Annotated in this window: 24 protein-coding genes and 6 pseudogenes; 13 read left to right on the forward strand and 17 right to left on the reverse strand. The window is 67.0% G+C overall.

The window, feature by feature from the left end; genetic code table 11:
* Positions 1 to 254: 254 nt before the first annotated feature.
* Positions 255 to 815, reverse strand: coding sequence for a TetR/AcrR family transcriptional regulator (locus tag EFK10_RS03195; RefSeq protein ID WP_127354255.1), 561 nt, complete (start codon positions 813 to 815; stop codon positions 255 to 257).
* A gap of 91 nt (positions 816 to 906) precedes the next feature.
* On the opposite strand from EFK10_RS03195, the gene EFK10_RS03200 reads away from it, so the two are divergent.
* Positions 907 to 1,398 carry a nuclear transport factor 2 family protein gene (locus EFK10_RS03200; protein ID WP_127354256.1) on the forward strand — a complete coding sequence of 164 codons (492 nt, stop codon included), beginning with the start codon at positions 907 to 909 and terminating at the stop codon, positions 1,396 to 1,398.
* A gap of 109 nt (positions 1,399 to 1,507) precedes the next feature.
* Here the strand turns inward: EFK10_RS03200 and EFK10_RS53050 are convergent.
* Positions 1,508 to 1,642 (reverse strand): annotated as a pseudogene (locus tag EFK10_RS53050) (IS110 family transposase); the annotation flags it as partial.
* Between the two features lie 413 nt (positions 1,643 to 2,055).
* On the opposite strand from EFK10_RS53050, the gene EFK10_RS03210 reads away from it, so the two are divergent.
* Entirely contained in the window at positions 2,056 to 2,880 is an 825-nt protein-coding gene (locus EFK10_RS03210; protein ID WP_127354258.1) for an IS5 family transposase, read from the forward strand.
* Here the strand turns inward: EFK10_RS03210 and EFK10_RS03215 are convergent.
* Positions 2,849 to 3,367, reverse strand: coding sequence for a hypothetical protein (locus tag EFK10_RS03215; protein ID WP_127354259.1), 519 nt, complete (start codon positions 3,365 to 3,367; stop codon positions 2,849 to 2,851). The two genes, EFK10_RS03210 and EFK10_RS03215, sit on opposite strands and share 32 nt — an antisense overlap.
* Before the next feature lie 328 nt (positions 3,368 to 3,695).
* Between EFK10_RS03215 and EFK10_RS49430 the strand changes: the two are divergent.
* Positions 3,696 to 4,607, forward strand: a pseudogene (locus tag EFK10_RS49430) (PP2C family protein-serine/threonine phosphatase); the annotation flags it as partial.
* 143 nt (positions 4,608 to 4,750) lie between these two features.
* Here the strand turns inward: EFK10_RS49430 and EFK10_RS49435 are convergent.
* Together EFK10_RS49435 and EFK10_RS49440 are read right to left on the reverse strand one after the other, a co-directional pair.
* Positions 4,751 to 4,855 (reverse strand): annotated as a pseudogene (locus EFK10_RS49435) (transposase); the annotation flags it as partial.
* Positions 4,856 to 5,127: 272 nt separating this feature from the next.
* A pseudogene (locus tag EFK10_RS49440) lies at positions 5,128 to 5,425 on the reverse strand (helix-turn-helix domain-containing protein); the annotation flags it as partial.
* Positions 5,426 to 5,580: 155 nt separating this feature from the next.
* Between EFK10_RS49440 and EFK10_RS53055 the strand changes: the two are divergent.
* The 4 genes and pseudogenes from EFK10_RS53055 to EFK10_RS46925 form a co-directional block, all read left to right on the forward strand.
* A pseudogene (locus EFK10_RS53055) lies at positions 5,581 to 6,225 on the forward strand (FAD-dependent monooxygenase); the annotation flags it as partial.
* A gap of 16 nt (positions 6,226 to 6,241) precedes the next feature.
* Positions 6,242 to 7,057 carry an FAD-dependent monooxygenase gene (locus tag EFK10_RS52505; RefSeq protein ID WP_127354261.1) on the forward strand — a complete coding sequence of 272 codons (816 nt, stop codon included), beginning with the start codon at positions 6,242 to 6,244 and terminating at the stop codon, positions 7,055 to 7,057.
* Positions 7,058 to 7,069: 12 nt separating this feature from the next.
* Positions 7,070 to 8,311, forward strand: coding sequence for an amidohydrolase family protein (locus EFK10_RS03245; protein ID WP_127354262.1), 1,242 nt, complete (start codon positions 7,070 to 7,072; stop codon positions 8,309 to 8,311).
* A 2-nt stretch (positions 8,312 to 8,313) separates the two neighbouring features.
* Positions 8,314 to 9,075 (forward strand): antibiotic biosynthesis monooxygenase, encoded by a 762-nt coding sequence (locus EFK10_RS46925; protein WP_164835798.1) that lies wholly within the window; start codon positions 8,314 to 8,316, stop codon positions 9,073 to 9,075.
* A 37-nt stretch (positions 9,076 to 9,112) separates the two neighbouring features.
* On the opposite strand, the gene EFK10_RS03255 is transcribed toward EFK10_RS46925, so the two are convergent.
* Positions 9,113 to 9,721, reverse strand: coding sequence for a TetR/AcrR family transcriptional regulator (locus EFK10_RS03255; protein WP_127354263.1), 609 nt, complete (start codon positions 9,719 to 9,721; stop codon positions 9,113 to 9,115).
* A gap of 210 nt (positions 9,722 to 9,931) precedes the next feature.
* The gene (locus tag EFK10_RS52510) at positions 9,932 to 10,387 is read right to left on the reverse strand and encodes a hypothetical protein (protein WP_322973270.1); all 456 of its coding nucleotides are present in this window, start codon (positions 10,385 to 10,387) and stop codon (positions 9,932 to 9,934) included.
* A gap of 7 nt (positions 10,388 to 10,394) precedes the next feature.
* Here EFK10_RS52510 and EFK10_RS52515 point away from each other — a divergent pair, with 7 nt between their 5' ends.
* The gene (locus EFK10_RS52515; RefSeq protein WP_322973271.1) at positions 10,395 to 11,081 is read left to right on the forward strand and encodes an integrase core domain-containing protein; all 687 of its coding nucleotides are present in this window, start codon (positions 10,395 to 10,397) and stop codon (positions 11,079 to 11,081) included.
* A 6-nt stretch (positions 11,082 to 11,087) separates the two neighbouring features.
* On the opposite strand, the gene EFK10_RS03265 is transcribed toward EFK10_RS52515, so the two are convergent.
* The 6 genes from EFK10_RS03265 to EFK10_RS03285 form a co-directional block, all read right to left on the reverse strand.
* On the reverse strand, positions 11,088 to 11,360 hold the full coding sequence (locus EFK10_RS03265; protein ID WP_127354264.1) for a hypothetical protein: 273 nt from the start codon (positions 11,358 to 11,360) through the stop codon (positions 11,088 to 11,090).
* Positions 11,351 to 11,491, reverse strand: coding sequence for a hypothetical protein (locus EFK10_RS46930; protein WP_164835799.1), 141 nt, complete (start codon positions 11,489 to 11,491; stop codon positions 11,351 to 11,353). The genes EFK10_RS03265 and EFK10_RS46930 overlap by 10 nt, the downstream gene beginning before the upstream one ends.
* 59 nt (positions 11,492 to 11,550) lie before the next feature.
* Positions 11,551 to 13,974: a SpoIIE family protein phosphatase gene (locus tag EFK10_RS03270; RefSeq protein ID WP_127354265.1), complete on the reverse strand. Its 2,424-nt coding sequence runs from the start codon at positions 13,972 to 13,974 to the stop codon at positions 11,551 to 11,553.
* Between the two features lie 545 nt (positions 13,975 to 14,519).
* Positions 14,520 to 15,239 (reverse strand): hypothetical protein, encoded by a 720-nt coding sequence (locus tag EFK10_RS03275; protein ID WP_127354266.1) that lies wholly within the window; start codon positions 15,237 to 15,239, stop codon positions 14,520 to 14,522.
* Between the two features lie 688 nt (positions 15,240 to 15,927).
* Positions 15,928 to 16,440, reverse strand: a complete 513-nt coding sequence (locus EFK10_RS03280; RefSeq protein WP_164835800.1) for a DUF302 domain-containing protein — start codon at positions 16,438 to 16,440, stop codon at positions 15,928 to 15,930.
* A 42-nt stretch (positions 16,441 to 16,482) separates the two neighbouring features.
* Positions 16,483 to 17,406, reverse strand: a complete 924-nt coding sequence (locus EFK10_RS03285; protein WP_127354267.1) for a hypothetical protein — start codon at positions 17,404 to 17,406, stop codon at positions 16,483 to 16,485.
* 599 nt (positions 17,407 to 18,005) lie between these two features.
* Here EFK10_RS03285 and EFK10_RS48420 point away from each other — a divergent pair.
* A complete protein-coding gene (locus EFK10_RS48420) occupies positions 18,006 to 18,485 on the forward strand; it encodes a DUF6444 domain-containing protein (RefSeq protein WP_206305284.1) in 480 nt (159 codons plus the stop codon).
* 9 nt (positions 18,486 to 18,494) lie between these two features.
* Complete coding sequence (gene tnpC / locus EFK10_RS03290) at positions 18,495 to 19,415, forward strand: IS66 family transposase (RefSeq protein WP_206305285.1); 921 nt, start codon at positions 18,495 to 18,497, stop codon at positions 19,413 to 19,415.
* 13 nt (positions 19,416 to 19,428) lie between these two features.
* On the opposite strand, the gene EFK10_RS03295 is transcribed toward tnpC, so the two are convergent.
* Together EFK10_RS03295 and EFK10_RS03300 are read right to left on the reverse strand one after the other, a co-directional pair.
* Complete coding sequence (locus tag EFK10_RS03295; RefSeq protein ID WP_127354268.1) at positions 19,429 to 20,601, reverse strand: PP2C family protein-serine/threonine phosphatase; 1,173 nt, start codon at positions 20,599 to 20,601, stop codon at positions 19,429 to 19,431.
* A gap of 3 nt (positions 20,602 to 20,604) precedes the next feature.
* Positions 20,605 to 21,288, reverse strand: a complete 684-nt coding sequence (locus EFK10_RS03300; RefSeq protein WP_206305286.1) for an enoyl-CoA hydratase/isomerase family protein — start codon at positions 21,286 to 21,288, stop codon at positions 20,605 to 20,607.
* Positions 21,289 to 21,883: 595 nt separating this feature from the next.
* On the opposite strand from EFK10_RS03300, the gene EFK10_RS46935 reads away from it, so the two are divergent.
* From EFK10_RS46935 to EFK10_RS03315, 3 genes and pseudogenes are all read left to right on the forward strand, one after another.
* Positions 21,884 to 22,036 (forward strand): hypothetical protein, encoded by a 153-nt coding sequence (locus EFK10_RS46935; protein ID WP_164835801.1) that lies wholly within the window; start codon positions 21,884 to 21,886, stop codon positions 22,034 to 22,036.
* A 230-nt stretch (positions 22,037 to 22,266) separates the two neighbouring features.
* Positions 22,267 to 22,773 carry a winged helix-turn-helix transcriptional regulator gene (locus EFK10_RS03310; protein WP_127354270.1) on the forward strand — a complete coding sequence of 169 codons (507 nt, stop codon included), beginning with the start codon at positions 22,267 to 22,269 and terminating at the stop codon, positions 22,771 to 22,773.
* A 287-nt stretch (positions 22,774 to 23,060) separates the two neighbouring features.
* Positions 23,061 to 23,628 (forward strand): annotated as a pseudogene (locus EFK10_RS03315) (transposase); the annotation flags it as partial.
* Positions 23,629 to 23,789: 161 nt separating this feature from the next.
* On the opposite strand, the gene EFK10_RS03320 reads toward EFK10_RS03315, so the two are convergent.
* Positions 23,790 to 24,290: a hypothetical protein gene (locus EFK10_RS03320; RefSeq protein ID WP_127354271.1), complete on the reverse strand. Its 501-nt coding sequence runs from the start codon at positions 24,288 to 24,290 to the stop codon at positions 23,790 to 23,792.
* A gap of 74 nt (positions 24,291 to 24,364) precedes the next feature.
* Positions 24,365 to 24,793, reverse strand: coding sequence for a PCC domain-containing protein (locus EFK10_RS03325; RefSeq protein WP_127354275.1), 429 nt, complete (start codon positions 24,791 to 24,793; stop codon positions 24,365 to 24,367).
* Between the last annotated feature and the right edge of the window lie 382 nt (positions 24,794 to 25,175).

A 25,175-nucleotide genomic window follows, 5' to 3' on the forward strand; every position in this document is an offset into this window, starting at 1 on the left:
GCAGCGGATACGACCTAGACACTCGCATCCTTGCAGGTCAGCGGCACCTTTCCGCTACCGGGGTGTCAGATCACCCAATTTCGCTGAATACCCAGGGCCGGTATTGCCTCTAGTCGCGTACTCCGCAGGTCACCCGATCGTGAAGATCGATCGGACAGACTCGATCGATCATCGGTCTGAATCGCAGCCTCGTCGCCTCGGTCAGTCCGACTCGGTCGGCATCGGACACTGCGAGGCTGCTTCGGCGAACCTTTTCAGCGACCTGCGAAGTACCGGTCTAGTAGGAGAATGGCCGCGGCGCGGGCCTGACGGGCGGGCTCAGGGGATCCCGCGATGGACGCCGTGGTGATGGCGCCCTCCGCCAGCAGGGCGAGGTGGACGGCCAGCTCCGGCGACCCGCCCGTAGCGGCCACCAGGCCGGCCAGGTACTCCTGGAACGCCTGCTTGTGGGCGCGGGTGACGTCGGCCACCACCGGAGAGGTGGATCCGAGCTCACCGAAGCAATTGACGAAGCCGCAGCCACGAAAGTCGTCTTCGCCGAACCACTGGTACAGCCAGTCGAAGACCGCCAGGACGCGCACTTCGGCGGGCCGGGTATCGACATAACCGGCCAGCGCCGCCCGCCAGCGTGCGTCCCGCCTGCGCAGATACGCCTCCACCAGGTCGCCCTTGGAGGGGAAGAGCTGATAAAGACGCTTGAGGGAGACCCCGGAGGCCGAGCGGATCTCGTCCATTCCCACCGCCTGCACTCCGCGGCCGTAGAACAGCTCCTCGGCCGTGTCCAGCACTCGTGCCCGCGCCGTCTCAAGGTCCAAGACTCTTCCCCCTTGCCCGAGAACCAACGTTCTCCTACAGTACAGCACAGAGCTGAGAACGATCGTTCTCCAAGTGAGGGAGAAGAGTGCCATGACCGACAAGAGGCCGCCCATACCGCCGTTCAGCGAGGAGACCGCCCTGCTCAAGGTGCAGGCCGCCGAGGACGCCTGGAACACCCGCGACCCCGAGACGATTGCCCTCGCCTACACCGAGGACTCCCAATGGCGCGACCGCGACGTGTTCCTCAACGGCCGCAAGGAGATCGCCGAGTTCCTGACCGACAAGTGGGAGCGCGAGCTGGACTACAAGCTGCGCAAGCAGTTGTGGGCCCACACCGGCAACAGGATCGCCGTGCGCTTCGAGTACGAGTACCACGACGCCGGCGGCCAGTGGTTCCGCGCTTACGGAAACGAGAACTGGGAATTCGATGAGAACGGCCTGATGCGCAAGCGCTATGCCAGCATCAACGACCTCCCCATCACCGCCGACGAACGCCGCATCGCGACCGCTGTCGAGGTCCCAGCCGAGCGGGGGCCCGCTCATACTGCGAGCGGCACAGCGCGGGGGTACGTGGCGGGGTGAACGGCCAGCACAGGGACGAGAGGGCCGGGGCGGGGATGCCTCGCCGGGGCCGTGGCGGGTCAGGGGCCGGTGGGGTGTACGGCCGGGATGTACGCGGTCGTCCAGGCCCCCACTTGGCATCCAGGACCGGTCCCCATGCCGCGCTTGGACTCGTCCCGGCACGTCCGTCGGTGCGGAAGGTCTCGCGGATCTCCCGGTCGTTGGCCTTGATCCGCTCGTCCAAGGTCAGGAGTTGGTGGTCCAGTGTGAACCGCCACCGCAGTGTGATGGCCCTTGCTGGCGTCGACGCCGGAAGACCGGGCGGCCCCTCCCCTCGAGTCGAGCCATCAACGGCAAATTCGCCATCAGCCACACCCGGTCCCCCCGGACCGCCAAACATTCTTAGAAGCCGTATTCCTATCGATCATGGATGCGGTTCTGATCGAACATCGGGCTTGGCCGGGTGATCTCCGGTCGCGGAGCGCATGAAGACAGGGCCTCCGGTGCAGCACGAGGGGTGTTGAGTCCAACCCGTGCGCCCCGGAGGCCCTGATGTCGCAGTTGTACGCGGTTACGTCCCTGGAGTTCAACTCGGCGCGCTCGGCGTGCGATTGCCTCGCTCACCGGTTCGGGAACGCGGCCGATCAGCCGGAGAGGGCCCCGGTCTACAACTCGGATATGACGGACGCCCAGTGGGCGGTGGTCCGTGACGAGATGCCGACACCGGGCTGGCTGGAGGGGAGGGGAGGCCGGCCGGAGGGCTACTGCCACCGGCAGATGATCGACGCGGTCTTCTACGTCACCGACAACGGCACGAAGTGGCGATCCCTGCCGGTGGACTTCCCGCCCTGGGACCGGGTCTACGCCTTCTCCCGCAGGTGGCGGAAGAACGATCTGCCCAAGGAACTGCACGACCGGCTGCGCGACAAGGTCCGCCTCGCCGAGGGCCGGGATGTGGAGCCGACCGCGGGGATCATCGACTCGCAGTCGGTGAAGGCGGCCGCCTCGGTGCCCGCCGCGTCACGCGGATACGACGGCGGGAAGAAGATCAACGGCAGGCGCCGGCACGTCATCACCGACTGTCTCGGCATGATCCTGATGGTCATGGTGACCGCCGCGAACGTCACCGACCGCCAGGCCGCCCGGATCATGCTGCCCGGGCTGCGGGAGAGGTTCCGCGAGCTCACCTTGGTGTGGGCCGACGGCGGATACACCGGCAGCCTCGTGGACTGGGCGAAGGAGAAACTGCAGCTCACCCTGCAGATCGTCAAGCGCAGTGACGACATGAAGGGCTTTGTGGTGCTGCCGCGCCGGTGGGTGGTGGAGAGGACATTGGGATGGCTGATGCGCTCGCGTCGCCTGGTCCGGGACTTCGAGACCCTGCCCGAAAGCAGCGAGGCGTTCATCTACTGGTCGCAGACCATGCTCATGAGCCGCCGCCTGGCCCGCACCACCCGCACCACTGTGCCTGTCAGTTCGCCGGTGACGACGCTCGCGGCTTGAACCTGCCCTCCGGAGTCCGCTCCACCCAATCCCTCTCGGCCAGCCGCTTCGCTCTCGAACGCACCCCTTCGATCTTCGCCGCTGTCAACTCCAGCCCCAGCCGGGCCGTCATCTCCTTCGCCTGCATGCCCTCCACGCCGAGTCCGGGCTCGGCCTCCAACAGCTCCACGATCTTCCGGTACTCCGACGACAGCGACTGAACCGTCATGCCCTCCCGCCGGTCCGGCACTCTCGACCGGGCGACCGGGGCCTTGCCCACCGCCGGCGGCGGCCGCTGACCAGGCACGTCCGGCGCCGGCACGTCTCTCACCTCCTCAGGAACGGCCAGGGCCTCGGACAGTTCTTCCCGCGCGATGACCCGGCGCTCCAGCACCATTTCGGCTTCACCGAGAGCGGCCAGGATCCGGTCCGCCTCCGCCTGAAGCTCCTCCACGGCCACCCGGGCCACCCGCTCCCGCTCCTCCAGCAAGCCCCTCACCGATGACACCGACCGCCTCCACACCGCCCTCGACGAACAGAACGGTCCAAGCCTCCCTCGGCAACACCGAAACCATGCCTGACCAGCGGAAAGTCAGCGATCACATCCGGAAAGACAACAGCTTCTTAGGGAATCACTCATGCCTGTAATTCGCTCGCTCAGGCGTGTGATCACCCCGAAGCGGCTCTCCCGGCGGATACGGAAGGAGCCTCGGCCGTTCGGGCCGGCGCTCCTCGCCCCGCTGCTGGTGATCGTGCCGGTCACGGTGGTGGACGTCCTCACCCCCCACCTGCAGTTCAACCGATTGTTCGGAGCGGCGCCGGCGCTGGCCGCCGCTATGTTCACCGTTACCGGCACGCTGGGCATCGGGCTGCTGGCCCTGACGGCCGACATAGTCCTCGCCGCCGTCGCCAACCACGACCTGGGCCAGACACCGGGCTATTTCACCCTGCTCGCAATTACTGCCATCACCCTGGCCGCCGCATACGGCAGCCGGGTACGGCAGCACCGGGAGCACACCCTCGCCGAGGTCCGCGCCGTGGCGGAGACCGTGCAGCGGGTGCTGCTGCGCCCGGTCCCGCCCCGTCTCGGACAGGTCGACATTGAGGTGCTCTACCAGGCCGTCGCCGCGCACGCCCGCATCGGCGGCGACTTCTACGAGGCGCTGCAGACCCCGCACGGGGTGCGGCTGATCATCGGCGACGTGCGCGGCAAGGGGCTTCCGGCCGTCGAGGTCGCCTCGGTCATGCTCAGCTCCTTCCGGGCGTCCGTGCACGACGCCCCCGACCTTCCGTCCCTGGCAGCCCGCCTCGAAGCCGGCATGAACCACTACGGCAAGGACGTCCCCAGCGATGAAGCGCTGGAGCGTTTCGTCACCATCCTGCTCGTCGAGATCCCCGCCGACGAACCCGTCGCGCGCCTGGTCAACTGCGGCCACCCCCCGCCGCTGCTCCTGCACGACGGGAAAGTGCGCGAGGTGGAACCCAGCGCGCCGTCACCACCCATCAACATGGCCGCCCTGCTCGGCGACCACTACCAGGTCGACACCATCCCCTTCGCCACCGGCGACCGCCTGCTGCTCTACACCGACGGCGTCAGCGAGACCCGCGACTCCACCGGGAGGTTCTACCCCCTCACGCACCGCGTCCGCCAATGGGCCTCCGCCCCGCCCCGCCAGCTCCTCGACCACCTCCACCAGGACCTGCGCGCTTACGTCTCCGGTACCCGCGACGACGACCTCGCCGCCCTGGCCGCCCACCGCGTTACACCGTGTGGCCAGGAAACGGCGGAACTCGATCGCGCTGTCCTACAGTGCATCGACGGTCTGTCCGCCATGTCGCCGCGAGGCAGCGCGGCCGGATACCCGATCAAGGAGGCGGCGGGCAGGAGGAGCCAGGGCCCGAACCGCTCAGGCACGTCCCGCCACGCGGAACCGGCGCGCACCTTCCACACGATCCCGTTCAGCACCACCCGGTCGTCCTGATGGGGCCGCCCCACACCGACCCGAGACGTGGCCACTTTCGAACAAGACCCGCACCACCGCGCACGGCCGCGACGAGATCCGCCGCATGAAGACGCCACCGTGGCCAGCCCGCCGTTCCGCTGAGCAGGCCCCGCAGACAAGCGGCTCTCCCAGCGGAGGCGGGAGAAGGCACGGCCGTCCGAGGCGGCGCTCCTCCCCGCTGCTGGTGATCGTGCTGGTCACGGTGGCGGACATCCTCACCCCCCCACCTGCAGTTCAACCGATTGCTCGGAGCGGCACCAGCGCTGACCGCCGCCAGTTCGGTGAAGCGAGTGCTGAAGGTGCCCAGCGACGAGCAGCCGACCGCGAAACACACCTCGATGACGCTGAGGTGGACACGACGCAGCAGCGCCATCGCGCGCTCGATACACCGCGCCATCAGGTAGCCGCACGGAGACTCGCCGTAGGCGAGCCGGAACCTCGCGACTGAGATGCCCGGCCAAAATGTGTACGCCGCGGGCGAGCGCCTCGCCGTCCAGCGACTGCGCATACTCCCAGCGCGCCCGCGCCGCACTCAGACGCCCCGAGGCCCGCCCGTGCGTGATCCGTCGCCCCGACCGCCCCTCACCTCCGGAACCCGGTAGGGCACGGTGGCCACCCCGGCACCGCTCCAACGGAAACGTTCGTTTGCGCTATCACCCCACCGATGTTGACTTCAAAGTAAAAACGAAAACGAACGTTTCTCTTTTAGGGGGTTGCCATGGGCCCGACACCGAGTGCTCCACCGCTCCCGACCCGCACCGACGTGCTGATCGTCGGCGCCGGTCCGGCCGGGCTGGCGCTGGCCGTGAGCCTGCGCGAACTGGGTGTGGAGCACGTCCTGATCGATCGTCACGACGGGCTTGCGCCTGGCAGCAAGGCGGCGGCCGTGCAACCGCGGGCGCTGGAGTATCTGGACCGGATCGGAGTGGCCGAGGCGCTGGTCCAGGCGGGCGCGCGCGGTCAGGGCTTTCGCCTGCGCGACCGCGAGAAGACGCTGCTGAGCGCGTCCTACGACCAGCTGGACACTCCCTATCCCTATGTGCTGCTTGTGGCGCAGCAGACCACGGAGGAGCACTTGCTGCGCCACCTGGAACAGCTGGGCGGCGCGGTGCGGCGCGGCCACAGGTTCCTCGGGTTCGCTGCCGACTTTCCTGGGGTCACGGCCACCGTCGCAGGGCCGGACGGTGCGCTGCACGCCATCTCGGCCCGCTATCTGGTGGGCTGCGACGGTGTCTATAGCGCGGTGCGGACCGCATCTGGGACCGCGTTCCCGGGCGAGGCGCCCGAGCAGGCTTTCGCCATCGCCGACGTACGCCTGAAACCGGGCGCCGAGGCCGCCGACGGGGCGTACACGACGTTTTTCCTGTCCGCCGGCCGGGATGCTGCTGCTGTCGCCGCTCGCGGGCGGCCTGCACCGCATCGTCACCCCCGCACCGTCCAGTTGGGACAAGCCCGGCCCGTCGGACGTGGAACACCTCCTGTCCGAGCGCGGCCCGCGTGGCGGCACCCGGGTCGAAGAAGTCGTGGCGGCCGCGACGTACCGCGCCCAGGAACGTGTCGCCGACCGGTTCCGCACGGGTCCGGTCTTCCTGGCCGGGGATGCGGCGCACACCCACAGCCCGGCCGGCGGCCAGGGCATGAACACCGGCATCCAGGACGCGGGCAACCTGGCCTGGAAGCTGTACGCCGTCCTGACCGGGCTCGCACCGGACGCACTGCTCGACAGCTACCACGCCGAGCGGCACCCGGTTGCCGTCGGACTGGTCTTGTTCACCAGCCAGTTCACGCGACTGGCCACTCTCCGCGAGCCGGGCGCGGCGCGACTCCGCAACGACGTCCTGGCCGTGGCCGCCACCGCCCCGGGCGCCACGGACTGGGTCGCCACCAAGCTTGCCCAGCTCGACATCGGCTATCCGGCCGATCTGGATCACGGCTCGCCCCGCGTCGGTACGCGGGTCTCGCCGACCACCGTTCCGTCCGCCGGTCTGCGCTGGATGCTTGCGCTACCGGGCGCCACGGCACAGGAAGCACCGGACAACGGCATGCTCGCCGTTGTCCACGTCCCGGACCTGCCGACCACCCTGCTGGTCCGCCCGGACGGCTACCTCGCCGCGCGTGACGTGCCCGCCGATCCAGCCGCGGTGGCCGACCGGGTCCCCCGCTACCTGCCCATCCCGACGAACTCGCTGCCTTGAGGGAACACAGCCATGTCCACGCTCATCCGCAATGTCGCGGTATTCAACGGCACCGAACTCCAGCCGCGGCACGATGTCCTGCTCGACGGGCCCGCCATCTCCGCGGTCGGCACCGGCTTGGCCGTCCCGGCCGGCGCCACGGTCGTCGACGGTACCGGCCGTACGCTGCTGCCCGGCCTGATCGACGCCCACACCCACGCCACCGGCCTCAGCCAGCTGCGTCAATCGCTGGTCTTCGGCGTCACCACCGAGCTCGACATGGGTGGCACCCCCGAACTCGCCCGCACACTGCGCGCCGCCGCGCGGGAACGGGACAATCTGGCCGACCTGCGCATCGCCACCACCGGCGCCACCGCCCCGCACGGCCACCCGACCCAGTTGGTCGAGCTCGGCATGATCGCGCCCTTCCCCACCATCGTCGGCCCGGCGGACACGGACGCGTTTGTGGAGCAGCGGGTGGCTGAGGGCGCCGACCATCTCAAGATCTTCATCGAGGACGGCACCGCGATGAGTACCCCGATGCCGACGATGTCCAGCGAGACGGTCGTCGCGCTCGTGCGGGCCGCTCATGCCCGTGATCTGAAGACGGCCGCGCACACGCTGACACGGGCCTCGGCGCGGCAGGCCATCGACTGCGGCATCGACGGCCTCGCCCACGCCCCGGCCGATGGCCGATCCGACGACGAGCTCATCGAGGCGGCCGTCCGGGCAGGGGTGTTCGTGGTACCGACGCTGGTCGCGCTGGCCGGCATGAGCGGCGTCCCGGCCGAGTTCGCACTCGCTGACGACCCAACCTTGCGGCCCTTCGCGGACCCGGAGTGGCTGCAAGGACTCGACCGCCTTCGCACAACCGACCCGCGGCAGCGCGTCGGACCGGTGACGATGGACGTACGACACGCGGCCGACGCGGCCGCCCGCATGCTCCACGCAGGGGTCCCCCTGCTGGCCGTCACGGACGGCACCAGCAGCACGACCCACCCCACCACCCACGGGATCAGCTACCACGGTGAACTCGCCATGCTCGTGCGGGCCGGGCTCTCCCCCACAGAAGCCCTGACCGCGGCCACCTCCGCGCCCGCCGACGCCTTCGGCCTCGACGACCGCGGCCGCATCGCCCCCGGCCTTCGCGCCGACGTGCTCCTGGTCGAGGGGAATCCGCTCGCCGACATCACCGCCCTGCGGGACATCACCGACCTGTGGCGCCGCGGCGTCCACGTCGACCGCACCGCCGACGTGTCCACGGAGGAGGAATGACCATGGCCACCCCGCAACCTCCCGCGCCCGGCGGCATTCACCACCTCAAGCTGCCCGTCAGCGACCTCGATCGCAGCGCCCGCTGGTACACCGAAGTCCTCGGCGCCCGCCGCCTGACCGAGCTGGACCACCGCCGACCCGACGGCACCCTGTACGCCGTCATCCTCGACGTTCCCGGCCTGGGCACGCTCCTCGAGCTACGCCTCGACCCGGCGACGGCCGCCGCGCTCGGCCGGTACGACTTCCTCACCCTGGCCGTCGACGACCGTGCCGCCCTCGATCGGTGGATCACGCACCTCGACGACCTCGACATCCTCCACTCACCACCGCTCGTCGCGCTCGTGGGCTGGCTGCTGGTGATCCCAGATCCGGACGGACTCCGACTGCGCCTGTACACGACACAACCGCACGGACTGGACGCATCCGAGGTCGACGTCGCCTCCCCGTGGCTCGGCACCGGCCCGGTCGCCACCTCGGCCGTCTGCGTGGTCGCCACAATCGGTGCGGTACCCGGTCGCGAGGACGAACTCGACGCCCATCTGCGCACCCTCGCCCAAGCCACCCGTCAGGAGGCCGGGTGCCTCGGGTACCGGGTACACCGGGCGCAGAACGACCCGGCCACCTTCGTCGTCTACGAGCAGTGGGCCGACCAGGCGGCACAGTCGGCACACCACGGCACCACTCACATGTCCGCCTTCCGCAAGAACACGGAAAACCTGGCCGACGGCCCGCCACACGCGGAACTGCTCGTTCCCCAGTCCTGAACCGTCCACGACCCGCCGGGCGCACGCAGCGCCCGGGTCACCTCGTGCCCAGCGCGACGCCCAACGCCGACAATCCGCCGGTCAGATGGGCCGCCGACACATTCGCGACCAGGTTCCGACCCACCAGGATCCCGGGCATCAAGCTCATCAACACGGTGGCGATCTGTGCGTCGTCCGCCTCGGCAGACAGCTGGCCTTCCTCGCGCCAGCGGGCGGACAACTCGACGAGCCGACCGTGCACGCTGAGATACAAGGACCGGCTGCGCTCCTCCAGTTCCGGCCTGCGCAGCGCCTCACCCCACGACTGGATCGCGATCCGCGTCAGGTCGTAGTCCGGATGCGACGTCCTGGACGCGACCTCGTCGCACATCGCCGTGACCACATCTGCCGGCGACGGCGTCGGATGCTGGTCGAGCAGGCGATCGAACAGGTCTCGGATGAGCCTCAGCGCCTCGTCGGCCGCGGCGTCGATCAGCTCGTCCTTGCTGCGGAAGTACCGGTAGACGGCACTCGATGACATCCCCGTCGCCGCGATGACGTCGTCCATCGACGTGGCATGGAAGCCGTTGCGGGAGAAGCAGCTCCAAGCGCTGGTGAGGATGTGGCGACGGCGCTCTTCCCGGCGCTCTTCACTCAAGCGGGGCATGCGCCCATCCTAAACGAAAACGCTTCTTTCCGTTAATCGAGCCCACCGACCCGGCAGTACACGGCGCACGCGGACCGCCCGAGGAGGGCGACGCCACCGCCGCGGAGGCGGCAAGCCACTCCCCCGCACCGGCCCCACCTCTGCGCCCGTGCGGACCGGGTGCGGACCGCCGAAGCGTGTAGGGTGCCAGAATTCACGCGTAGCTTCTGATCAGGCACTTTGCAGTTCCGGGCGATCATGGCAGTCTCGGACTGCATGGCGTTGCGCATGCTCTACCTGATCTTCCTGAGGCTCCTCGGACTGCTCCTGCTGCTCTCCCGCTCGCAGGACGCCAAGGACGTCGAGCTGCTCGCGCTGCGTCACGAGAACGCGGTGCTGCGCCGCCGGCTCGGCGCACGGCCGCGTCTCGCCTGGCCAGACCGCGCCGTGCTCGCAGCCCTCGCCCGGTACTTGCCATCCCACCTGCGCCGGCACCGCCTGGTCACCCCCACTACCCTGCTCACATGGCATCGCCGCCTGCTTCACTGGAAGTGGAAGCAGAAACCGCCGCACATCGGACGGCCGCCGATCTCCGAAGAGCTCACCGCCCTGATCCTGCGCCTCGCCCACGAAAACCCGACATGGGGCCATACCCGCATCCAGGGCGAGCTGCGGCGCCTCGGCCACTGCATCGGTGCCTCGACCATCCTCCCCCAGCCTCCGGCCGGGCGGTGCCCCCAGCATCCTGCGCAGCGCCGGCCTCGGCCCCGCACCCCGACGCAGCCCCCATGGAGGTCCCACCTGGCGCGAATTCCTGCGCGTCCAGGCCTCCGGCCTGCTGGCAGCGGACTTCTTCCACGTCGACACCGTGGTCATGAAGCGGCTGTACGTGTTCGCGGTCATGGAGATCGGCACCCGCACCGTGCACATCCTCGGCGTCACCGCCCACCCGACCGCGGCCTGGGCTACCCAGCTCGCCCGAAACCTACTGTCCGACCTCGGCGACCGCGCCTCCGGCTTCCGCTACCTGCTGCGCGACCGCGACAGCCGATACACCCAAGCATTCGACGCCGTCTTCACCACCGACGGCATCAAGCTTCTCAAGAGCGCGCCGCAGGCCCCAAGGATGAACGCCCACATCGAAAGGTTCATACGCACCGCCCGAGCCGAATGCACCGACCCGCTGCTCATCTACAACGAACAGCACCTGCGCCACGTCCTCGCCGAGTACGCCCAGCACTACAACTCCGGTCGACCTCACCGAGCCCTGCAACTTCGCGCCCCTGCCGACGACCCCGACGTCATCCCCTTCCCCACCCAGCGGATCCAACGCCACGACGTCCTCGGCGGACTCATCCACGAGTACCGCAACACTGCCTGATGAACATCACAAGAGCTGGCAAACACACAGGTCAGCACCCATACGGGACTTTTGGAACCCCACAGGGGTCACGGGGGAGTTTGCACGGAGCTTGGCCTCGAGCAGTGCCGCTCCCCCGCGCAGCGCGGCGACGTCGAGGACGTAGGCGGCGGCGGTGATGTGGGGGTCCGTGATCTGCACGGCGTAGCGGTCGGCCTTCGTGGGCTGTGCGTCCTCCAGGATGGTGCGCAGGTTGGTGATGCGGTGCGTCTGGCAGGGGTGGGGGTGGGTCAGGCGCATGAGCGTGCGGTACTGCTGATGACGGCCTTCGACTGGTCGTCGTCGAGGAGGCGGGCCAGGTAGCTGAGCAGCATCTCGGCGTCGGCGGGGGTGAACCGCATCAGCGTGGGAACCCGCGACCAGTCGCTCATAGCGCAAGCGCAGGGCATCGGGCGCGGCCGGGGCACCACCGCGAGAGTCACTGCATGTTTCAGATCCCGGGTGTCAGTTCCTGTTCTGCCCACACGATCTTGCCGCCGCCCGCTATGCAGCGCGTTCCCTGTCGGTGGGAGAACCGGTTGACGAGGAAGAGGCCGCGGCCGCTCTCGTCGGTGGTGCGGGGGTGGCACAGGCGCGGGAGGATGTTGCTGCTGTCGGAGACTTCGCAGGTCAGGAGCTGGTGCCGGATCAGGCGCAGGCGGATGAGGCCTGTGCCGTGGCGGATGGCGTTGGTGACCAGTTCGCTGACGATCAGCTCTGTGGCCGTCGCCAGGCGTTCCAGGCCCCATTTGGTCAGCTGGCGGGTGGCCAGGGACCGGGCGGTGCTGACGACGGCCGGGTCGGTGGGCAGGTCCCAGGAGACGACGTGGTTCGGGCTGAGTCTGCGGGTGCGGGCGAGGAGCAGGGTGACGTCGTCGTGCGGTGCCTGGGTGGGCAGGGCGTCGATGACGGCCGAGCACTGTGTTTCCAGTGGGAGGCTGGGTTGTGCCAGGACTGTGCTCAGGCGGTCCATCCCGGCGTCGATGTCCTGTCCGCGCGTTTCGATCAGGCCGTCGGTGTAGAGGGCGAGGACGCTCGCCTCGGGCAGGTTCAGCTCCACGGATTCGAACGAGGACAGTCCGAGGCCGAGGGGGGTTCCGGCGGGGAGGTCGGGGAACGTGATGTGGCCGTGCGGGTCGATGATCGCGGGCGGGGGGTGGCCGGCCCGTGCCATCGTGCACTGTCGTGTGACCGGGTCGTAGATCGCGTACAGGCAGGTGGCCCCCAGGACTGCGGTGGCCGGGCCCTGGGTGTCGCCGTCTTGCTCGGTGAGGCGGATGACCAGGTCGTCGAGTTGGGCGAGCAGTTCGTCGGGGGGCAGGTCCAGGTCGGCGAAGGCGTGAACGGCGGTGCGGAGCCTGCCCATGGTCGCGGCGGCGTTGATGCCGTGGCCGACCACGTCGCCGACGACCAGGGCCACCCGGGCGCCGGACAGCGGGATCACATCGAACCAGTCGCCGCCGGCGCCGTGGTGGATGTCGGCCGGCAGATAGCGTGAGGCCACCTCGACGGCCGGGCCGCCGGTCAGGCGCTGCGGGAGCAGGTTGCGCTGAAGGGCCAGGGCCGCAGCGCGTTCGCAGGTGTACCGGTTGGCGTTGTCCAGGCACAGCGCGGCCCGCGCGACGAGCTCCTCGGCCAGGACCAGGTCGTCCTCCTCGAACGGCACCGGGTTCTCTGTACGCATGAAGACCGCCACGCCCAGCACCGTGCCGCGCGCGTGGATCGGCACATACATCCAGGAGTGAATTCCGTACTCGTGGTGCTTCTCCTCCCGTGCCGGGTCCTGGTCGAACCACGTGCCGGGGGAGGTGTCTATGACCGGTTCCAGGTGGGACTCCCCGGTGGACAGCACGCGGGTGTGCGGCGAGGTCGGCGGGACGAAGACCACTTCCCCCCGCGCCCACAGGGCCTCCGGGGCCCCTTGGCGGATCGACGCCAGGCCCGCGCGACGGAAGACGGGGATGTGCTCGCCCATCGGGCGCAGCCGGGCCAGGGGCTCCTCGCCGAGCCGGACCGACTCCGCCAGGTCGACGGTGACGAAGTCGGCGAGGAATGGCACCGCGAGGTCGGCCAGTTCCTGCCCGGTGCGCATGACGTCCAAAGTGATGCCGATACGCGTGGCGGCCTCGCTCAGGATCGCCAGGTGTTCGCGTATCCGGTTCCGGACGGCGACATGCACCCGCATGGCGCACACGCCCAGCGCGTTGCCGTCGGCGTCGTCGAAGCGGAAGAAGGAGCCCGTGCACCGGCCACCCTCTGGCACCGCCGAGTACTCAACGTCGATCGCCGGAGTGCCGCTTTCCCGTACCTGACGCATCTCCGCCTCGAGTGCTTCGGCCCAGGCGCCGGGCATGGCCTCCGACAGCTGTTGGCCCAGCCGCACCTCGGGAGGGACGCCGTCGAGGAGTTCTGCGACGTCGTTGACCCAGGCGCAGCGTAGATCCGAGTCACGGACAACAATCCCGATCGGTGCGCGGGCCAGGAGCGACGACGGCCTCAATCCGTTCACCGCCGATGGGGAGACCGCGGCCATGTTGGTCACCGAGACGACCCAACGGGCGCTGCCGCCCTGCCCGGAAAGCCGGGAGACCCGCAGGCTCGCATCGAGCCTGTGGCCGTCGCGGTGGCGAACCCCCACAACGCCGGACCAGTCACTCGGACCCCCGCAGTGCTTTGCGAGGGCGGATGCCCCACACACCAGCACGACCCCGGCGGGTCGGCCCACCACCTCCGCAGGCGAGTAGCCGAGCAGCCGCCGGGCAGCCTGCGTCCACCCGACCACCGTCCCATCCGCGTCGACCATCGCGATCGGCGCGCCGACCACCTCGGAGGACCCCGCCACTGCGGCGGGCGTCCTTCCCTCGTTTACCACCATGGAAGAGATGTCCCCTGCTAGAGATATCACCTTTGCGGCGATTGCATGTCAAGAATACTAATAGTGTGATATATGCAAAATGAGCGCTTCAGCGGGCAGGGGGCGTCGTGGGCCTGCCCGCCGCCGACGAGGCGACCACGCTCGCAGCGATGACCGAGCTTGACCAGTAATGCGCGCCTCCGGCGTCGGTCCCGTGCGAGAAGACTTGCAACTCGCATTGGGCGCCGTCGCGCAGGTGTCACCATCACCAGAGCTGACACTGCTGAAAGTCTAGGTCCGTACTTCGCGGGTCCCCGTTTCAGGTCTGTGGCCAGCGGGTTTGTGTGACTTGGACGCCGAGGAGTTCGAGGAGGTGTAACAACGTGACCGCTGCCGCGATCTGCTGACCCCACTATGAAGATCAAGACTTACAGCTGCCGTGTCCGTCCACCCCGAACACGGACCGCGAAGCATCCCGAGCACCCGACTGCCCATCGAAGCCGACACTCTACGAGAACGACGCAGCCCTGGTGGCATAAGGTGGCCGACTTTCGGGGGCCCACAAGCTATGTCTCGAGCCGGAAATCACTCAGGTCGAGCGAGATCAGCAGCAGGTCGCGAATCGGTTTCAGGCCAGGCCCACGCACGTATGCACGGCGCTTGGTCGGAAAGCGGAACCCATCAGCCTCCACAATTTCGTTGACATACTGCGCCACCGGGACCCTACCTGCCACATCAAGGTGATAGTCGTGCCGGCGCAGGAGGAAATCGTCACCGAAGTAGAAATCCTGTTCTTGGCTATGGCTGGCGATTGCATCTGGAAACCGCGCGCGCAACCCGCGCCAGAGCTCCCCACCTTCTTGCCAAGGCGAGATTTCGGCGACCTCGAACCCCGGCATTGCCATCAAGAATGGTGTCGTGAGGTATGTCCATATCGTGTAGCCGCTGAAGTACGCACGGTGAAGCGGATCCCACACCGTCTCGAGAACGTGGCCAGCGAAAGAGGCCTTTGGAGCGGAGCGCTCGCTGACGGTGTCACCCGTGATGGTTTCGATCGCGACCCGGTCGGGCGTGAAAGCCATGCGCCAGTCCGGCTGGCCCCACGAGCTGATAAACGCAGTTTCCTCATGAAGCGTGACCGTCCTCTCCTGTGGGGGATCGTTTTCGAGGCCTTTCATCGGCTTCAAGCCCCCGCCGCCGAGGACCGTAGCGGTCACCTTGTTGAATGTTTTCCAGCGTTCAAGGCCGCCATGTGCGGCAATGGCCTGTGCAAGCAGATCGATCATGCGTTCCTCCTGTGAGCGAGTTGCAGAAATACGCCATGTTGTTTCTCCAACATCACCGAGGAGATCAAGATGTCAGAGCTTAAAGCGCGAGACTGGCTGGTTCTGATCGTATCCTCTACTGGCGCATCGCGCCCGGCATGCAATCTCGCGGTACGACTACTACTGAGGTTGAACTCGTGATGTCGCCTTCGGTTGTCAGGGGTTGATGGTCAGTCCGGTTTCTGTGAGGAGGGACTGGTCAGAGAACGGTGGATCTGACGGACAGTATTGGTCATTCGCCTCTGCTGATCAGCGGCGATAGCTGAACGTGCAATTCACTTCCACCGTTGCCGGTACACGCTCTTGGCGAGGCAGGGCCGGAGTGAAGACCAGAAGACCACAACTATTGCCAGACGGTTATTTAGAGCTAGAGGCCGCTTGGCCGTAGCTGTACAAGAACACAAGAACAGGGCCTGGAGGACCGCATCCATCGGCCGGGACGGGCACCTGGAGGCGTCGGCGGGCGCGGCGCGGCGCACGGGTCGAGCACGGCGGCGGCCCCGCAGCGAGGCCTGTACACAGCTCGGCACAAGCTCACGTACAGAGCGAAAAGGACGCCCGCAGTTACCTGGCCACCGACGCCGTCGACGAAGATGCGCCACCCCTTCGCTAGCCATGAGGCCCGTCCGTCCGGCGCCTCACCACGCGGTCAGTGCTGGAGTTCGGCAGGTACCGGCGCGTCGAGCTCGGTCAGCAATCCGGCCACCAGGGAGTCGAGGTGGAGGCCGACCTCGGTGATGGCCGGGTTGTCGTAGCTGGAGAACAGTGCGCTGGGCTGGTCGATCGCGAAATAGGTGTCACCGTCGGCGTCCGCATAGATGACGGTCCTCAGCGGTGCGTGCAGCATGGCCGACGGGTCGTGGCGGTGCATGCGCTCGGCGGTCGTGTGATTGCCCATCAGGTACTCGGTGCTTTTCCATCCGGACGGGGATCCGGCCATGGTGGCAGTGACATCGGCACGCCAATAGATCATGAATCCGAGCGGCGCGTTGATGTCGGCCAGTTCCAGGACCGCGTCCCAGGTGGCGAGTTGGGCGAACCGTGCGGCGTCGACGCGCGGCACCAGCTGCTCGTAGGCCTTCACGGCCTTGTCGTACTGCATGGGCAGAGGCACCAGAAGTCGGCGACTGGTGTGCTGGATCGTACGGGGAACGGTGGACATGCTGGGTTTTTCCTCTCCGACGCCGGAAATTTGAGTGACGCGCTATTCGACGCAGACGTCCTGGACATCGATCGTGATGGACGGCATGTTGAGATTGATCGTGCCGTCGGGATTCCGCCGGAAAACGCGGCGGCGGGTGGGCACCACGAGTCCACCGAAAGTCTCGTGGTGGCTCGTGTAATGACCAACCAGCGTGCTGCCGAGAATCTCGGTGACGTAGTCCATGCGGCGTTGCAGTCTTTTGTGGTCGAAATAGAAGACCTGCTCGGGATTGTGCGTCGCGATCGATTCCGGGAAGGTGACGCGGAGCCGGCGCCAGGTCTGCCCCGACTCGCGCCAGGGCTCGATCTCGCGGGCGGACACCCCCGGATAGGTGAACACGAACGGCGCGGTCAGGTAGTTCCAGAAGGCGTAGCCGACGAAATACCCCAGGTGCAGCACGTCCCAGGGAGTGGAGCGGACGTACCCCTTGAACGCCGCCCGCGCGTCGGTCCGTTGCTCGACCTGCTCCCCGTCCAGCGTCTCCAGCGTGACCCGCTCGGGGGCCACCTCGAACACCGACCGCAGATCGGGCCGGGTGAACGGGGTGAAGACGCTGCGCTCCACCTTGGTATCGATCTCGACGGTCTCCTGTACGAGTGCGTCGGGCCACCCCTTGATGGCCCAGATCGGGCCCCCGATCGACATCCGGGCGGTGACCTTGGTCAGACCGGACCAGAGGTCGAGACCGCCGTGCGCCTCAAGCACCTCTTCCAGCAATGGGTCCATTATTCGCTCCGGGATCTTGTCGGCCTCATTGGTCGGCAGAGTGGAAAGAGCAGTTCTGAGAGCAGTTCTGACAGCGATGGGATAGCGGTGCCGCCACGGTTCGGGTACGTTGCCCGCCGGTTTGAGGGTCCTGGGGCCAGCTTTGTCCCGGTGCTCTTCCACCGTGGCGCCGAGCGTCGCCGTCGCGGCGTGCACCACGGCGTTGCATTTCGTTTCGCCGGCCGCGAGGCTCGACGAGCGAGAGGTGCAGGGTGAGATCAGCCCCGCCCGACTGGCTTGTGATTCAGTACACAATCAGCATAGAGGGCTGACTTTCTCAATGCAAGTTGTACTCGCGTTCACCGACGCGTGGGAAGGCCTGCCGGGATTGTGCAGCCAGAACGTCGTCACGGTGCCCAATCGCCTGGTCCCGAAGAACACCGAGGCCTCGCCGACCGGATAGGGAAGCCCAGCAGAAGCGTCGAGCTCAGCGGGGAGAAGTCCGGGGAGCCGCGGAAGGGGAGGTCACGTCGGCGACGGGTGAAACGAGGTTCTTCTGTCTCGCTTCCTCTTCAGGGCAACCCTATTGGGTCCCTGTCCAGAAACCTCGGGGCACCTCAGCTCAGACGTCCGTAACGAAGCGCTCCAGCGTGAGCGGCCACTCCGCGCCGGTCCGGTCACCGCTGCCGGGCATCGCACCATCTGGTCGCTCAACGCGGAGTTTGAGTGTGGCCTCTGGAGAGGTGACTGTTTAGGGCCACGCGCGGGCTGTGGTGATGTGGTGCGGAGCGGTCACCGTGGTCCGGTAAGTTGATCTTGTGTCCTCCGCCCAGCCGTCGCCGCCCTCGTACGAGGAGTTGGCCGCGTTGGTCGTTGAGCTGAAGCTGTTGGTATCCGCGCAGGCGGAGCGGATCGCGGAGTTGGAGCGGCAGGTCGCATCGGACTCGCACAACTCCTCCAGGCCTCCGTCCAGTGACGGGCTGCGCAAGAAGCCCGCGCCGAAGTCGCTGCGGCAGCGCACCGGGCGCAAACCGGGCCGGGCCAAGGGCGACCCGGGCGGCCGACTGGAGCAGGTCGCCGACCCGGACGCGATACTCGATCACCATCCGGCCGCCTGCGGCCGATGCGGGGATGACCTGGCCGACGCCGTGAGCGCGGGGTATCGGGCCCGGCAGGTCTTCGATCTGCCGGAGATCGCTCCGGAGGTCACCGAGCACCGGCTGCATCTGGCGGTCTGCGGTTGCGGGCACACCACCGCGGCCACGGCTCCGGAGCACGTACCGGCGTCCGCCGTGTAGGGGGCCGGGGTGCGGGCGGCGATCTGCTATCTGTCGGCGTACCAGCACCTGCCGGCCAAGCGGCTGGCCGAGGCGATGGACTGCCTGTTCGGCCTACCGATCTCGACCGGCACCGTGCTGTCCGTCCTGGCCCGCGCCCATACCAGGCTGGCCGGCTTCGAGGAACAGGTCAAAGAGCATCTGGCCGCGGCCCCGGTCGCGCACGCCGATGAGTCGGGGGTGCGGGTGGCGGGGAAACTGCACTGGCTGCACGTGATGTGCACCCACCTGGTCACCTTCTACGGCATCCACGCCAAACGCGGCCGGGAGGCGATGGACGACCTCGGGGTGCTGCCCGCCTTCACCGGCACCCTGGTCACCGACGCCCTGGCCTCCTACACGATCTACGGCAACACCAAGGCGCTGTGCGGGGCCCACGTCCTGCGCGAGCTGATCGCCGTCACCGAGGACACCCGCCGCGACCCCGCCTGGGCGAACACGATGATCCAGACGCTCATCGAGGCCAAGGACGCGGTCGCCGACGCGGCAGCCGCCGGACACGACGCCCTGGCCCCCGCGACACTCTCCACATTCCAAGAGCGCTACCGCCAGGCCGCGTTGTGCGGCATCTCCGTCAACCCCTACTCCGGCATCGGACCGAAGTCCAAGGCCCGCGCGCTGGCCGAGCGGCTACGGGACCGCACCGAGGAGTACCAGCGCTACATGGTCGACTTCGCGGTCCCCTTCGACAACAACGCCGCCGAGCGCGACCTCAGAATGATCAAGGTGCAACAGAAGGTCTCCGGCTCCTGGCGCACCCTGACCGGCGCGAGACGCTTCGCCCGGATCCGCTCCTACATCTCCACCGTGCGCAAACACGGCATCAATCCCTTCACCGCCCTACGCGACCTCTTCGCCGAACGGCCATGGATGCTGCCCACAACCAGCTGAAACCCCTAAACAGTCACCTGGAGAGTGATGTCCCGATGCATGCATGGTCGTACTGCAGCGCGACCATGGCGATGTCGTCGTCGATTCCCTTCCCTCCTACGTGTGCAACCAAGCCGTCGATCACGTGCTGAAGCAGATCCTCCGGCTTCGAGCCCGGCCACGATGCAACGTGGGCGCCGAGGTCGTAGAACTGTCCGTCGGCATTGCGGGCTTCGATCGCGCCATCGGTGTACAGGAGGAGAGTGCCTTCGAAGAGGAGGGGGAATGTATCGACAGAGTAGTCTTCCGCGCGCAAGCTGTTGAGGCCCAGAGGGGGAGAGGGCCGCGCGGGTGATACGAGGCTGATTCCTTCCCGCCGGTTCAGGTACGGCGGGGGGTGCCCGCAATTGATCATTCGCACATTATCGCTGCCGTCTGGGATTTCGAGTATCAGTGCGGTGATGAAACGCTCCATGGCGTCGTGATCGACCAAGGCCGTTTCTTCGAAATGGTTCCTCACGCTGTTCTCGAGCTCGGCCACGAGTTCCGGCAAAGAGCAGATTTTGCGGGCAGTTCCGCGAAATGCCCCTAGTAGCGCTTCCGCATCCTCGACAGCTGGCAGACCCTTGCCCTTGACGTCACCGATCAGAATGCGTACGCCGTCCAGGGTTCTCACCGCCGCGTAGACGTCGCCGCCGATCAAGGCATGCGGTTGGGAGGCGTGGTATGCAGACCGGATGCGCAGGGAGCCAATGCGTGACGGTAGAGGGCGCAGCAGCACCCGCTGGATGGTCTCGGACACGGCACGCACTTCTGCGAGTTCCGCGACGCTTCGCTCCCGAAGGCTGCGGGAAGCGATGACGAATCCTGAAACGAGGAGGATCGCCACCACGTGCACCGCAGGATCAATCGTATTCAGCAGATTGTCGCGCGCGTCCAGTGCGAAGGAAGCCAGACAGGAGAGTGCCGCGACTGCGGCGGTCAATCGCGGTCCGGCCAGAGCGGCGGTCGTTGCGGGGACGACGACCATGAGCGACGCGAGGTGCTGGACTGCTGGCAGCAGAAGACCAGTGCCAACGAAAACAATGATCAACATCAGCGCCAGCGCGAGCGGTCCGTAACGATAGGTTACGAGCAGTCTCCACGACAGTTTCGGTTGCGTATGAGTTCCCGATATGGCAGTAACGCCGTCGCGCACGACGCCCATACATCACGCTCCTTCGGTGGGGACGCCGGCGTAGTTCTCCAGTCCGGGCCGGATGAGGGCGCCGCTGCGGCGCAGCGCTGTGATCTCCTCCCCCGGGTAACCGAGCTCGCCCAGCACGTCCTCGTTGTGTTCACCCTGGAAGGCGGGGACCCGCCGCCAATCAACGGGCGCCTGCAAGGTGTCACGTTCCTCAGCAATGCGCTGGACGGCGCCCATCAACGGGTGCAGCCCAACGCTGGCCTCCACGCAGCCGATCTTGGCGGACTCGCTGACTACGGTCAGGTCACAGGCAAGTGCCAATTCCGGACCGCCGCCCAGGCACGTGCCGTGTACGGCCGCGACGATGGGCAGCGGCAGGTCCTCCAAGGCCCGCAGAGTGTCCAGTAGGGGCCAGTCGAGGACGCTCTCGCCCTCGTCGGCCGCTGCCAGCATCTGGTCCAATCCCGCGCCGGCCGAGAAGTGTCGCAGGCCGCTGCGGAGCAGCACCGCACGGGCGCCGGAGGTGCCCGCCCAGGTCATGGCGTCGATGATGTACCGACAGAGCGCCGGGCCGAGGAGGTTGTGCGGGCGTTGACGCATCGTCAACACCTCCACCTCGCCTTCGAGCCGCCGCTCCACGGCCAGTCCGGCGGCCGGCAACGTGCCATTCCCTGCATTCGGCTCGCTGATCATCTTCTGTTTAGACATCCCTATCTGCTCTCTTGCCCACTTCCTCAACGAGGTGGGCCACGCGATTACGTGATGCAGCACTGGTGGGTCGCACAGGCGTTTGCCCGTGTTCCATCCCTGCGCAGAGCGCCAGCTGCATGGCCTCTGCCAACGCACGCTGACTTGCTTACTACAAGTCTACATATACGATCAATACCATACGATCATGACTTTTAATTCACAAGTTATAATGCCCGACTTTTCCGGACCTCGCCCCACAAGACCCGGGACCTTGATCACCTGACGGCCGCCACCAGCGTGGGCTTCGCCGCCGGCATGATCTGGCGGGTGGTGAAAGCTATGCTCGTGGCCCCGGACCCGAAGGCATCGGATCACCCAGTCACGACCGCAGCCCTCTTCGCGCTGCGCCTTCTCGCGTGACGGACGCAGCAACTCGCTGAGAAGATCACGAACCTCCCGCGCCAGATCACCGCAGTTATCAAAGAGCACACCCGCAGCTCCTCCAGTGCTGGGGCGTTTGGCCCGAACAGCCGCCGCCCTGCTGATCGCCGCCAGCGACCACCTGAGCAACTCCGCAACCAGGCACCCTTCGCCACTCCACAGAGTCGGCCCCATGGAGCATCGTCCGGCGAGTCCCCGCACAGACGAGACCGTGGTCGCCCGCAGGGTCGATCTACGCGACGACCTGCTGCGCCTGTCCCTGGTGGAGCCGCTCGTGAAGGACGGGATGGAGTACAACGCCGCCCTGACCTGGCAACTCCTCTAATGTCGCCCACCTTCCGCGCACCGGTGCTCCGGCACGGCGACGTCCCCCGGGCTCAGCGGGGGTGCACCACCCCGCCCACATGATGGAGGAGCCGTCCGAGCGTCCAGAGCTAGTCGCGTTGCGGCTGAAGCTGGGACGGCAAACTGGCGCGGACGAGAGGAGCCTGATCGGTCGGCGCAACAACGGACCGGGCAAAACAGGGGTAAACTTTCCTACGAAGGAAGGTACATGTGAGCAGACGGCAAACTGAACTCGGCGATGTCCCCTGCCCGATCGGCCGTGCCGCCGAAACAGTGGGCGAACGTTGGACGCTGTTGATCATGCGCAACGCCATGCTCGGGACGTCGCGCTTCGATGCGTGGCGCGCGGAGCTCGGCATAGCTGACAACATCCTCTCCAATCGCCTGGGGCGCCTTGTGGAAGCCGGCCTGCTGACCAAGGTGCCCTACCGCGACGGCGGCCGCACCCGGCACGAATACCGCCTCACCACGGCGGGCGCTGATATGTTGCCAGTGCTCAACGCCCTGGCCAATTGGGGCGTGAGTCACACCAGGCCCTCCGAACCGGTTGACCCCATGCGCGTGATCCACAGCGTCTGCGGCCAAGCCTTGACCAACGGCGAGTTTTGCGAGCGCTGCGGACGCCAGGCCCCGCGCAACGAGATCAGCTGGCTGCGGCCCTGGCGCTCTCCCGAGCCCTTCTCGATGGCCGACGCCGTACCGGATCCCACACCCTGAGATAACGATCAAGCGATGGCCCCATCCCGCGGCGAAGGCGAATTCGGCATACCTACACGCCGTACGCCCCTGGCGGCCTAACCGTTCCCGCAGCTCGGGGTAGCCGGATCATCGGCCGCAAAAACAACGGATATGGCGCTCACCTTCTCTGATCTGCCGGTCAGCCATATCCGGTGTTTTTGCGGCGGATGCTATGGGGACCCCAGCTCGCGGGGGCTCGCGGGGAGGTCTCCTAATAACCCGGCCGATACTGCTTCGGAGTCCGGCTGCCCGAAGCCGGATGGGACATCCACCAGGCCGTCGTGAAAGTCCCGGCCTCAGCCTGGACGCCGGCCGTCGAACCCGACGGCGACATCCGCGACGGCGCGTGGGTCGCCGAACTCGCCGGGGACGTGCTGGACGGCTGGCCAGGCGGGCTGCGGCTGATCGTCCGCAAAGAACGACCGCACCCCGGCGCCCAATTGCGCTTCACCGACGCCGACGGGATGCGGCTGACGTGCTTCGCCACCAACACCACCGGCACCCCGATCGCGGAGCTGGAGCTGCGCCACCGACAGCGAGGGCCGAGGACCACAATCCGCGCCGCCCGCGCCACCGGCCCCTGCACGACGCCGCACAAAACCAGGTCTGGCTGGAGATCGCCCTGGACCTGCCGGCCTGGATGCCGATGCTCGCTCTCACCGGCAGCGCCCGGCTGTGGGAGCCCCGCCGTCTGCGGCTGCGGCTGTTCTGCGCCGCCGCCCAGCTTGTCACCACCGGCTGCCGTCGCATCCTCCGCCTCGCGAAGCACTGGCCCTGGACCGGCGTCATCACAGACGCCCTCGCCGACTCGAAGCTCTACCGAACCCCGGCTGACCAGCAGCATTCCTTCCCTACGAGCAGCACCACCACAATCGGATCCGTGGAACCCGGCGCCCACCCAACGCGGCAGCCGGGCCCCAGCCCTGCCTGCCATCAGCCCAGACGACCGAAACGGCCCGTCAGCTGTCCTGACGAGCCATCACGAAAGGTTGAGGCTAGGCGGCCGCGTCTTCAAAAACTTTCACCATCTCTTTATCCAAAAGCTTGGGAACGTCTGATTTACTCGCTTCAGGAAATTTACCGAAGAAGGCAGTGACCTGGTCCATGTCGATGCGCGTTTCTTCACCGTCGCGCTGGGAGACACAGATACGCACCGGCGCTCCCAGGCCAGCGGCGGCCGTGTACTGGAACAGACCTCGAGCGATGACAGCGTTGCCGACCAGGTAGAACTTGGACTCGATAGGGATTCCAGCCAGCCTCATTACCGAGCCCTGCTCCATTTCCCAGAAGATGGAGAACTTGCTCGGCGCTGAGACCTCCTCGACATAGGCCTCCAACCCCTCGCGGTCTGCGTGCGTCACGTATTCCGCCAACTTTGAGGTCGAGAAGCGCTGCAATCTCGACTCGATGGCCTCAGTCACCTCGAAGAAGGACTTCTTCGAACGAATCGTGATAAGGACGCCGTCGAACTTGGTCAATGCGGTCTGAGCTGACATAATGTCTATTCCCTCTCCTGTTGAGTTGGGTTTTACGATCCGGGCGCTCGCTGCGTTGCGGGAATTTGGCTCGGCTAGACTCGCGTGTCGTTGATACGTCCTCGGCCCGGAGGACCATCGTCCGGAATCTCTTCGAACACAATCTGCTCGTCTGCGGGCACGGCGACGTGGCGCTCGGAGGGGATCACGTAGGCGCGGGCGAAAGAGGTGTCGATTCGCGCCTTGTGCAGGTGGCCGCCGATGACCCGGTCTCCTTGGACTGCCATCACGGCGTGGATGTGGGGCTTGCCCTCGACGATCTCGCCTGTGGCGGTCATCTCGGCGGGGAGCGGGTAACTGGAATAGGTGTGCGCGGTGGGGTCGCCGACGGGGTTGGTGGACACGGTGAAGCTGTCGATGGCGCCGATGAGGGCGACGATGGCGGCGTCGGTAATGCCTTGTTCGGCTGCTTGTTTGGTGATGGATTCAATGAGTTCGGCCTTGCGGACCTCTATGACATGCATGAGCACTCTCCCCGCTGTCGTGGTCGTAACTCGTTCGGGGACTACCTGTCCACGGTAGTCGGTGCGAACTCGACCTGCATGTGCAACTCGGCCTTTCCTGGACGTGCAGGCGGGAACCTGTCCGGGCGTTGCTGAGGGAGCCGAAAATCCCATCCATGGCCTGTGAGTGCTCACCTGCCGACGGCTACGGAACCGAACATTCCCCGGCTCCGTAGTTCCCATTAGCCTCGATCGTTCATGAGTCCTCGTCGGTTCCGGGTTGTCGACGCTGATCCGCCACACCACCAGGGCGATTGCAAAGTCTGATGATCTTGTGACGTTGCAGGTCGGTGGGGTGTGACCGGTACGACGAAGCTCCGTTGAGGTGAGAGAGGTCTCAAGT

This window comes from Streptomyces soli (genome assembly GCF_003999195.1).
GTDB classification, from domain to species: Bacteria; Actinomycetota; Actinomycetes; order Streptomycetales; family Streptomycetaceae; genus Actinacidiphila; species Actinacidiphila soli.

Excerpts from the sequence above, each read along its gene's own strand:
- EFK10_RS03325 (WP_127354275.1), bottom strand. The coding sequence starts at position 24,793 with ATGCATGTCATAGAGGTCCGCAAGGCCGAACTCATTGAATCCATCACC.
- EFK10_RS03245 (WP_127354262.1), top strand. The coding sequence starts at position 7,070 with ATGTCCACGCTCATCCGCAATGTCGCGGTATTCAACGGCACCGAACTC.
- EFK10_RS03255 (WP_127354263.1), bottom strand. The coding sequence starts at position 9,721 with ATGCCCCGCTTGAGTGAAGAGCGCCGGGAAGAGCGCCGTCGCCACATC.
- EFK10_RS03300 (WP_206305286.1), bottom strand. The coding sequence starts at position 21,288 with ATGTCTAAACAGAAGATGATCAGCGAGCCGAATGCAGGGAATGGCACG.
- EFK10_RS46930 (WP_164835799.1), bottom strand. The coding sequence starts at position 11,491 with ATGAGCGACTGGTCGCGGGTTCCCACGCTGATGCGGTTCACCCCCGCC.
- EFK10_RS46925 (WP_164835798.1), top strand. The coding sequence starts at position 8,314 with ATGGCCACCCCGCAACCTCCCGCGCCCGGCGGCATTCACCACCTCAAG.
- EFK10_RS03295 (WP_127354268.1), bottom strand. The coding sequence starts at position 20,601 with ATGGGCGTCGTGCGCGACGGCGTTACTGCCATATCGGGAACTCATACG.
- EFK10_RS03275 (WP_127354266.1), bottom strand. The coding sequence starts at position 15,239 with ATGATCGATCTGCTTGCACAGGCCATTGCCGCACATGGCGGCCTTGAA.
- EFK10_RS03200 (WP_127354256.1), top strand. The coding sequence starts at position 907 with ATGACCGACAAGAGGCCGCCCATACCGCCGTTCAGCGAGGAGACCGCC.
- EFK10_RS46935 (WP_164835801.1), top strand. The coding sequence starts at position 21,884 with ATGGAGCATCGTCCGGCGAGTCCCCGCACAGACGAGACCGTGGTCGCC.
- EFK10_RS03280 (WP_164835800.1), bottom strand. The coding sequence starts at position 16,440 with ATGTCCACCGTTCCCCGTACGATCCAGCACACCAGTCGCCGACTTCTG.
- EFK10_RS03265 (WP_127354264.1), bottom strand. The coding sequence starts at position 11,360 with ATGCGCCTGACCCACCCCCACCCCTGCCAGACGCACCGCATCACCAAC.
- EFK10_RS03210 (WP_127354258.1), top strand. The coding sequence starts at position 2,056 with ATGACGGACGCCCAGTGGGCGGTGGTCCGTGACGAGATGCCGACACCG.
- EFK10_RS52505 (WP_127354261.1), top strand. The coding sequence starts at position 6,242 with ATGCTGCTGCTGTCGCCGCTCGCGGGCGGCCTGCACCGCATCGTCACC.
- EFK10_RS03270 (WP_127354265.1), bottom strand. The coding sequence starts at position 13,974 with ATGGTGGTAAACGAGGGAAGGACGCCCGCCGCAGTGGCGGGGTCCTCC.
- EFK10_RS03320 (WP_127354271.1), bottom strand. The coding sequence starts at position 24,290 with ATGTCAGCTCAGACCGCATTGACCAAGTTCGACGGCGTCCTTATCACG.